The 7710-nt window shown below is 65.3% G+C and carries 6 protein-coding genes and 1 pseudogene; 2 read left to right on the top strand and 5 right to left on the bottom strand.

The genetic code is table 11. The features are described 5' to 3' along the window. Window positions 1-207 (top strand): annotated as a pseudogene (locus sphsw_RS20570) (glycosidase); the annotation flags it as partial. Window positions 208-698: 491 nt separating this feature from the next. After that, window positions 699-1595 carry a TonB family protein gene (locus tag sphsw_RS18440; protein WP_031441285.1) on the top strand — a complete coding sequence of 299 codons (897 nt, stop codon included), beginning with the start codon at window positions 699-701 and terminating at the stop codon, window positions 1593-1595. A 205-nt stretch (window positions 1596-1800) separates the two neighbouring features. Here sphsw_RS18440 and sphsw_RS14725 read toward each other — a convergent pair whose 3' ends face one another. The 5 genes from sphsw_RS14725 to sphsw_RS19505 all read right to left on the bottom strand — a co-directional run bounded on the left by sphsw_RS14725 (window position 1801) and on the right by sphsw_RS19505 (window position 7541). After that, window positions 1801-2721: a VOC family protein gene (locus tag sphsw_RS14725; protein WP_031441284.1), complete on the bottom strand. Its 921-nt coding sequence runs from the start codon at window positions 2719-2721 to the stop codon at window positions 1801-1803. 382 nt (window positions 2722-3103) lie between these two features. Beyond that, complete coding sequence (locus sphsw_RS14720; protein ID WP_031441283.1) at window positions 3104-4636, bottom strand: DUF4139 domain-containing protein; 1533 nt, start codon at window positions 4634-4636, stop codon at window positions 3104-3106. Next, window positions 4636-6030: a DUF4139 domain-containing protein gene (locus sphsw_RS14715; protein ID WP_031441282.1), complete on the bottom strand. Its 1395-nt coding sequence runs from the start codon at window positions 6028-6030 to the stop codon at window positions 4636-4638. The genes sphsw_RS14720 and sphsw_RS14715 overlap by 1 nt, the downstream gene beginning before the upstream one ends. Window positions 6031-6648: 618 nt before the next feature. Next, a complete protein-coding gene (locus sphsw_RS19910; protein ID WP_081874353.1) occupies window positions 6649-7032 on the bottom strand; it encodes an IS5 family transposase in 384 nt (127 codons plus the stop codon). After that, on the bottom strand, window positions 6993-7541 hold the full coding sequence (locus sphsw_RS19505; RefSeq protein ID WP_128082159.1) for a hypothetical protein: 549 nt from the start codon (window positions 7539-7541) through the stop codon (window positions 6993-6995). Before sphsw_RS19505 ends, sphsw_RS19910 begins: the two co-directional genes overlap by 40 nt. Window positions 7542-7710 lie beyond the last annotated feature (169 nt).

The raw sequence follows: 7710 nt of genomic DNA, 5'->3' as shown, positions 1-7710 counted from the left end.
GGCTGGATCAGCTTCAGTACGGATTTCGCGCGGGTGACGGGGCGTGGGCTCGAGCCGCTGCTCGTGCCGCCACCAGCGCTGACCCGCGAGGCCACCGACATCGCGTTTGCCGCGTCGAGCGTGGCGGAGGGCGACCGGATCGCGCTGTACTACTCGCTGGAAGACCGGATGCTACGGCGGGCGTTAATCAGGCGATATGGCGGTTAAAAAATTGGAAGCGGTAAATGTAGATTGCGACTCTGCGTCGTCTGCAATGACCCAGAAGCAGTCGTTGAACGCCCCCTACGCGCTTCTCGACTTCCGAACATTCATTCATGTCGATCTCCGCAGTAGCAGAAGCCAGGCCGAGCGATGAGGGCCGCTGATGGCTTGAATGAGCCGTCCGGCTTTGGGCGAGAGCGGACGTAGGTATGCCGAGACGTGAGCATAAGTACGGACGTCCGCCCCCCGGGAAATACTGCCGCAGCGGCGGAGGGCTTCTCTACCCTCCCGCGAGCGTAGTGATCGCTAATATGTTCGTTACTTCGGTGCCAAGCGTCTGAGGCCGCATGCTAGCCCGTCTGCGAACCACGCTTTTACGGCATTAAAATCGGCGGGCGCTTATAGATCTGCGTGCCGCCGCAACGGCTTGTTCACCCCTCTCTGCAAAGGGCGGTGTCACAGGGAGACTGTCGATGCATTTAGATCTTGTTTCGGCCGTGCTTGTCGCCGCCGCAGCCGTGCCGTCCGCAGCCCCAGTCCAGGGCGACTTCGACGGCGATGGCCGATCCGACACGGCGTCCATCGTCGGCAATGCCGAGGGCTCGTTTGATGTCGTCGTGCGGTTCGCAACCGGGCGGATCGCGGTGGCGGACAGCGGCGTAGACGATGCGGCACGACTAACGACCATTCTAGCCGCGCGCGTCAGACAGAGTTGCGCGCCGCTCGCGCGATCGGCGCCCGAATGTTCCGGCGCGCTCAGCCCGAGAGACGGGCTGTACTTCAAGCGCACGCGTGGCGACGTCGCCAGCCTGGCGATCTGGTCGCGGGGCAATTTCACTAAAATATTCGGATTGTCAGTCCGCGACCTAGCGGCGACGGGGCCGGCCGCGTCCGCGCCGCCCGGGACCGTCCGAACGCCCGCGACATTGCTGTCGCTGGCTATCAGCGCCGAGGGTAAGGTCACCGCCTGCACGATCGCCGAAAGCAGCGGCAATGCCGCGCTCGATCAAAAGGCGTGCGCGATCATGCTGGCTAAGGCGAAATTCCGGCCGGCGATGGACCGACGCGGACAGCCGGTGATGACGACGAAGCGAATACGCCTGTCGTGGGCGATCGACCGAGCAGGCGTCATGCACACGCCGGTCAGCGGCGGCAGCGTAGATACCAACGCGGCTATGACCGACGGCGGTACACGCCGCGCCGGCCCGACTAACGGCATGTTAGCCGTTCCTTCCGCGATCCAGACGCAGACGGCGTCGGCGTCCGTGGGCCGACCCGTCGCCCGCCAAGAGCCGCCCGGTCAGACGACAGCAGAGCGGTTCGAACAAGCACGCAAGGCGGTTCAGCCCGTGCGTGGCCGCGATCCGATTTACGGTGCGACGATCAGCGATTAGGCCGAACAGCATCGCCGGCAGACTTCCCTTTGCTCTTCCATGCCTGATCCATAGAATCCGCATGCCGATCCGCCCCGAGAACCATTTGCTATATCCGACCCATATGTCTCTCTAATGGTTGACCTTACGCCATGATCCAGATGCGGTCACTCGAACCCCGCTTCCTTACTCCGTCTTTCTGCCCTTCGTTCAACGTCGCCAGTACCTACCTGGTCGGGCTCTCGGCCGTGAAGGATGAGCAGCACGGCTTGGTCACAGGCTGGAACTCCATCAGCTCGATCCGCGTGCCGTCGGGGTCGTAGAGGTTGGCCTGCCACTTGCCGTCCAGGCCCATTTGTGGACCGTCGTGACGCGGGCCTAGGCGATCTTCCCGATACAGCGTCGTGACGGCGGCCTGCAAATTGGGAACGCCCAAGGATAGGTGGTTAAGTACGCCTAGCTGGCGGGCGTCGACCTTGCTCACCGGCACGCCCGAACCCGGACCGATCATCATGTATTCCAGCCAGTCCCGCCCGTCGGGCGTCTGCTGTGACACCCAGTCGACCTTGTCGGGCTCGAATGCGCCATACCAGTACGGCCGAAAGCCGAGCAGGCGGCGGTACATCCTGTCCTGCTTGGCCCGGTCGTGGACGGCGTAGCCGACGTGGATGATGCGCCCGCTAATCGCGCTGGGAACAGCGTTGGCGTCAGCGCTCGCGGATTGCACGAACTGGATCCCGTTGCCTTCTGGATCGCGCAGGGCGAACCAACGATCCCCTTCGGTAGAGCGCTGCATCGCGCCGAGGCCAGAGACGTCTGACGCGGCCAGCCAGACCCGCAGCGTCGCCGCGTCCGTTGTCGAGTAGGCGACGTGCGCCAGCATGCTGGGCCCCTGTCCGGCGGGTGCGGGTAGCACCTCCACGAACTGGCGCGAGCTTAGATAGTAGCGGACGCCGGCCGGGTTCTCAGGGTCCGCACCCTTCCGGGCGCCCAGCACATGCGTGTAGAAGTGCTCGGACTTTGCCATGTCCCGAGCATAAATAGCGAGGTGCGAAACGCCGGTGATGCCTGGGCGCGGACCCGGCGGCGCCTTGGCCCCGAGCAGAGCGGCAGCTGCACAGGCAAGAACTGGGATACGACGGGCCATGGCAGCCTCTCCTCACCCGGCCGCGTTTCGGGCCGTGGCTGGCAGCGTAGGGAGCGATGCCGACGCTGTCACGTGCTCACGTGTTGGTCCTTGTCGATACTGTTGCCGAGGAGTTTGATGCCGCTATCTGCTAGGGTGCCGCGCAGGAACAAGAAGCGGTCTTGGTGCCGAACACTGACCCGCACCGCCGCTCTTTGGACCCAAAAGGCGACGTTCCGAACGCCCCTTCCGCTCGCCGAAACCTGTCATCCATTCATGTGCCGCAACTGGCGGGGACGGCGAGGCATTGTAGCTGCCACCAGTACACGCTTCCTGACCCTATTTAGATCTTGAAATCAGGCGAATGCGGTATCGCCCGACCTGGGAGGTCGAAGCGGGCCGGTCAGTAACGGTAACGCAAAATGGCGCGACCGCCCGGCGGCAGGGTCGGCGACCAGGTGAGGATCCCGTCGGTTCGGTTGAGCGCCTTGTCATCGGCCTCGATCGCCTGGCCCGCCGCTCCGATCGGGACGTCGAGCGTCGCCGGAAAAGGGTTGGCGTTAGTCGCCGTCAGCACGACCTCTCGCGACAATGCGTCCCCCGGAGCCGCCATCGGCACGCGCGACGCAACGATAGCCTGGGTCAACATAACCTGGCTGCTGATACCTGCCGCTAGGCGCACCGTCTCGCCAACCGTGCGGTCGGTGACCGCGCCCAATCCCAGCAGCAGGCGTCCGCCAGCCCGCTCGGCGTAGAGTGCGGTGCTGCCGGCTGGCATCGGCACGCCCAGGCCGCCAGGTGTATCGTTCTTCATCACGAGCACGATCGACGTCGGCACGCCGTCGAGCTGCTGGCCGGGATACACCGCGCGTCGGTAGCGACGATCGACCGGCACGCCCTTTTGAAAGAGCAAAGCAACTTGCTTTTGCGCGCGTGCGGCGACGGTCGTGGGCGTCGGTATGCGATAAAGCTTGAGATCGCCAAGATCTTCGGGAGGGGGCGGCGGCGGGGGTGGTGCCGGGGGCGCCATCATCGGCGGCGGGGGGGGCGCCATCGCGCGCGACGCCGTCACCACTATCTCGTCGGCAGGCTCAAACTCCGTTTCGGGCAGATCCGACGTCGTCGTGCCGAGCGGATAGCAGACCAGCCGCAGCCCGCCCGCCGCCGCCGGAACCGCGGGCAACGCCACCCGGTTGAGCCGGCCCGCGACGGCCTGCACCTCGGCCTTCGGGAACACTTCCGGGTTGCTGTTGGCGAGGGTCAGCCAGGCAAACAGGTCGACCGTTCGCCCGTTCGCGGCGAGCGCAGCGACGTAGCTCGCCCGCCAGTCGAACCCGGACGCGAGATAGGACAGACGCACCGTGACCGTGCGCGCCGCCGGGCTGATGGTCGTTACACTCAGCACCGGCTTGCTCGACAGGCCGCCTGGGACGCCGGCGAACGCCAGCCGCTCCGCGAGACCCGAACAGCGTAAAGCCTCGATCCCCGTCACCGTGCGGAGGATGACGCCCGGTGCCGGGCCGGCGACAACGGTCGCGGGCTCGCTGGTCGGTCGTCCGGTCGCCCTTTCCGTTCGGGTCAGCGTCACGTCACGACCCAGCGTACCGTCGACGAGCGAGGCCGGCGACAACAGGCGGGCGTCGCGGTTCTTCTCGATCGTGCCGCCGGGCAGGCCGTCGATAACTGCGCTGACCGGCACGATCCCTTGCGCCACGCCCTCGAACCGCAGAACCGCCGGTCCGCGCGGCAGCCGGACGCGACGCGTCTCCGTCACCAATGCAAAGCCACCGAGATACTGGAGGGTCATCGCCCCGCGGCCATAAGGTGCCCGGTACACCGTGAGCGAGACGCGGTCCGGCGCGGACGAGGTGACGGTCGTCTGCGCCTCCGCCCTGCCCACCAGCAGCGCGACCGCCAGGAGCAGCAGATGGCGCATCAGTAGCGCGTGTCGAAGGTCGCCGTCACCGTGGTGCTGCCATTGGCCGGCACCGATACCTGCCACGCCAGCGTGCCGGCGGTGCGACGTTCACCCTTCGCGCTGTCCTCGACGACCCGGACGTCGCCCCAGTCGAGCCCGCCCTGGATGAGCTCGACCGTGACCGGACGGGCGCGGGCGTTAGTCAGCTTGTACTGCATCGCCGTGCGCCAGCGGCTGTCACCCTGCCGCGTGCGCGACACGGTGACGGGCTGCACCTTCACGTCGAACGCGTCGCCGGTGGGAAGCGCGATGGTCGACCCTTGCGGGGTATGCTCGATCCGGTTTTCGCCGGTGAACTGCGGCTGCCCGCGTGCATCGCGGACATAGACCCGGACCACCCCCGCCGGCAGCGCATCGCCCAAGCCTGCTGCCCCCGAGTTACTGAACCGCAGCACCGACTGCGCGCTGCGTGGTTCGTCCGAACTGCCGAGCCAGCCATTCTCGAACCGATAGCCCGCGCCCGCCGCCACGCCCTTGGCATCGAGGAAGCTGACCTGCTTGGTCTGCTTGTCGGCGATCGTGGTGCGTTCGGCCAGCGGATAGAGGTAGAAGTCGCCGAGCTGCTCGCGCGCGGCGCTCTCGGTGCCGGGGCGTGTCGTCGTTCGGCGGCGCGGACGCGGCGCATAGCCGCCGCTGCCGTCATCGTCGGCACTGCCGACCTCGCCGGCGACCAGCAGCGTTTTGGCGTTAGCGAACGTCGTCCCGCTGCTATTCTTCAGTGTTACCCAGCCCTGGATATCGACCGTGCCGCTCTTGTCGTCGAACAGCGCGACGTAATCGGCGCTCCAGCCGAGCCCGCGGCTCAGGTAGGACAGCGTCGCCGGACGGGTTCCTCCGCGCGTGCTGGCCAGTGTCACCGACAGCGTCGGGCGCGCCCGCAGCGCGTCGGGCACCCGGTCGAACACCGCGCGCACCGGCAGCCCGTCGTCGCGCAGTACCTCGACATGACCGTTCACTTCGATGACCACGCCGCCGTTCACCGCCAGCACTTTCGCGCGATCGCGGGTTTCCGCGCCGGTGGCCGGATTGGTCCGCACCAGCGTGATCGTCTCGCCGACCGCTTTCTCCATCAGGCTCGACGGGCTGAGCAGGTCATAGTCGAAATTCTGCTCGACGATCGCGGCATCGGGCACGGTCAGCGACACCGTTTCCGGTCGGATCGCTGCGCTCACGTCGGGGAAATTCTGTTGAACCCGCCCGCTCGCCAGGTTCAGCGGACGGATGTCCTGCACCAAGGCGACGTCGTTGGTGTAGATGGTGACCGACACGTCGCCTTGCGCCGTTCCGGCGGTCGAGGAATCAGCAGGGGGCGGCAATTGCTGAGCGGCTGCCGAAATCGACCCGAGCAGCATCACCAAACCACACGCTCTCGAGATGCTTTTGCGCACGCCACTCTCCCCCGGTCCTTGCTATAATGGCGAGACCGCATCAGAAGGGCAACGCGACATTGTGGGTCTGATTTTCTGACCCAAACAACGGCGCTTGTTCGCTCTGATCGGTGCGATGCGCCATTAAGGTTATGATACGTTGATCATAGCCAAAATGACGGTGTCCGCGAGAGCGACGGCGGAGAGCAAGTCCGTCGGTTACTGGTCGTAGCGGGTGCCGATACGCCGCCAATCCTTGGAGCGCCCGAACAAGATATTGATCCGGTAGACGCCGAGCTCGGCGACGCCTTCCCACCGAATCTGCAAAGACCCAATTGTGGACGTTCGCGCGCCCTTTCCCGCTTCCCAACTTCGGACGCTGGTTCATTTTTGCGAATGACCGATTTCGAAGCCTCGCTATCAGCTCGCGAATGTCTTGATGGGGAAGGTGAGCATACATTGGTTTAGTCGACGGACGCGACTTCCCAGGCCGCGTCGATGCAATCTCGTTCGGCAACGAAGCCGGGTTCAAAGGTGGGCATATCTCCCAACCCCAGCCTATTCAGGTCAAGGTGCTCCAAGCAGACAAGAACACAGTCTACGCTAGGCGGCGTAGACGAATTTGAGCAGGTAGCGGGTGGCAGCGATCTGGATCATGCTGAGGGAGCTTTCGGCGAGTTGGTCGTATTGGGTGGCGACCGCGCGATTGATCTTGAGATGACCAAACATGCGCTCGATACGATTGCGCTCCTTGTAGAGGGTGCGGTCATGGATGATTGGCTTCTTACGGTTGGATCGTCTTGGGATGACGGCGTCGATCCCGCGGCCACGTAGATCGTCACGGATGGCGTCGGCGTCGTACCCCTGGTCACCCAGCAGCGCCGGCTCAACCTCGGGCAGTACAATCAGCGTGTCGTACGCCTTGCAGTCGGCGGCTTGCCCACATGTCAGATGGAAGGCGAGCGGTCGCCCACAAGCATCGGCGATGCAGTGAACCTTACAGCCGAACCCGCCCCGCGAGCGGCCAAAAGCCTGTCGATGAGTCCCCCTTTACCCCCGCTGCCGAGACGTGGGCAAGGATGGTGGTACTGTCGATGCTGTAGTGGCCGGTGACGCAGCGGCGGAAGGGCGGCCTCATGCCAGCCCTCGATCACCCGCATGTCGACGAAGCCGTCACTCTCGGCGGCGGTCAGCACCGCGGTCGACAAATGACCGAGCAGCGTCCGCCGCGTGCCGAACCCGGCTTCGACGAAATACGACACGTGTGCGCCGGGCAGTGCTCGGTCGTCTGCACCGGTTGGCGTGGCCTCGGCGAAGACCGCACTCTCGACGCGCATGATCCGGTGCTCGTCCATCGCCGGCCCCATCCGCAAGAAATCGAACGGATGGTCCGCAACGGGCAGGCCGGCCACCCCCAAGACTTCTTCGCCATCGACGAAAAACTGCTCCCAGCCGCCCGGCGCTACGATCCCGAAGAACTGCGTGCGCGGCGCCACGCTCTGGTAGCTGTGCGTGTCGCCCGGTTCACATAGGCAAAATCGCTGGGGGTGAGCACATGCGCGGTGTCGCCGGACCACACTTGCAGCTTGCCGCGCGTGACGAACCAGGTGTCGTGCTCGCGCTCGTGCCAGTCCATTGAAATCGGGCCCCGATCGAGCAGCGCGT

It is taken from the genome of Sphingomonas sp. FUKUSWIS1, assembly GCF_000733135.1.
GTDB classification, from domain to species: Bacteria; Pseudomonadota; Alphaproteobacteria; order Sphingomonadales; family Sphingomonadaceae; genus Sphingomonas; species Sphingomonas aerolata.
The sequence above is the reverse complement of the archived record's forward strand: the minus strand, read 5'-3'. Positions and strand labels throughout refer to the sequence as shown.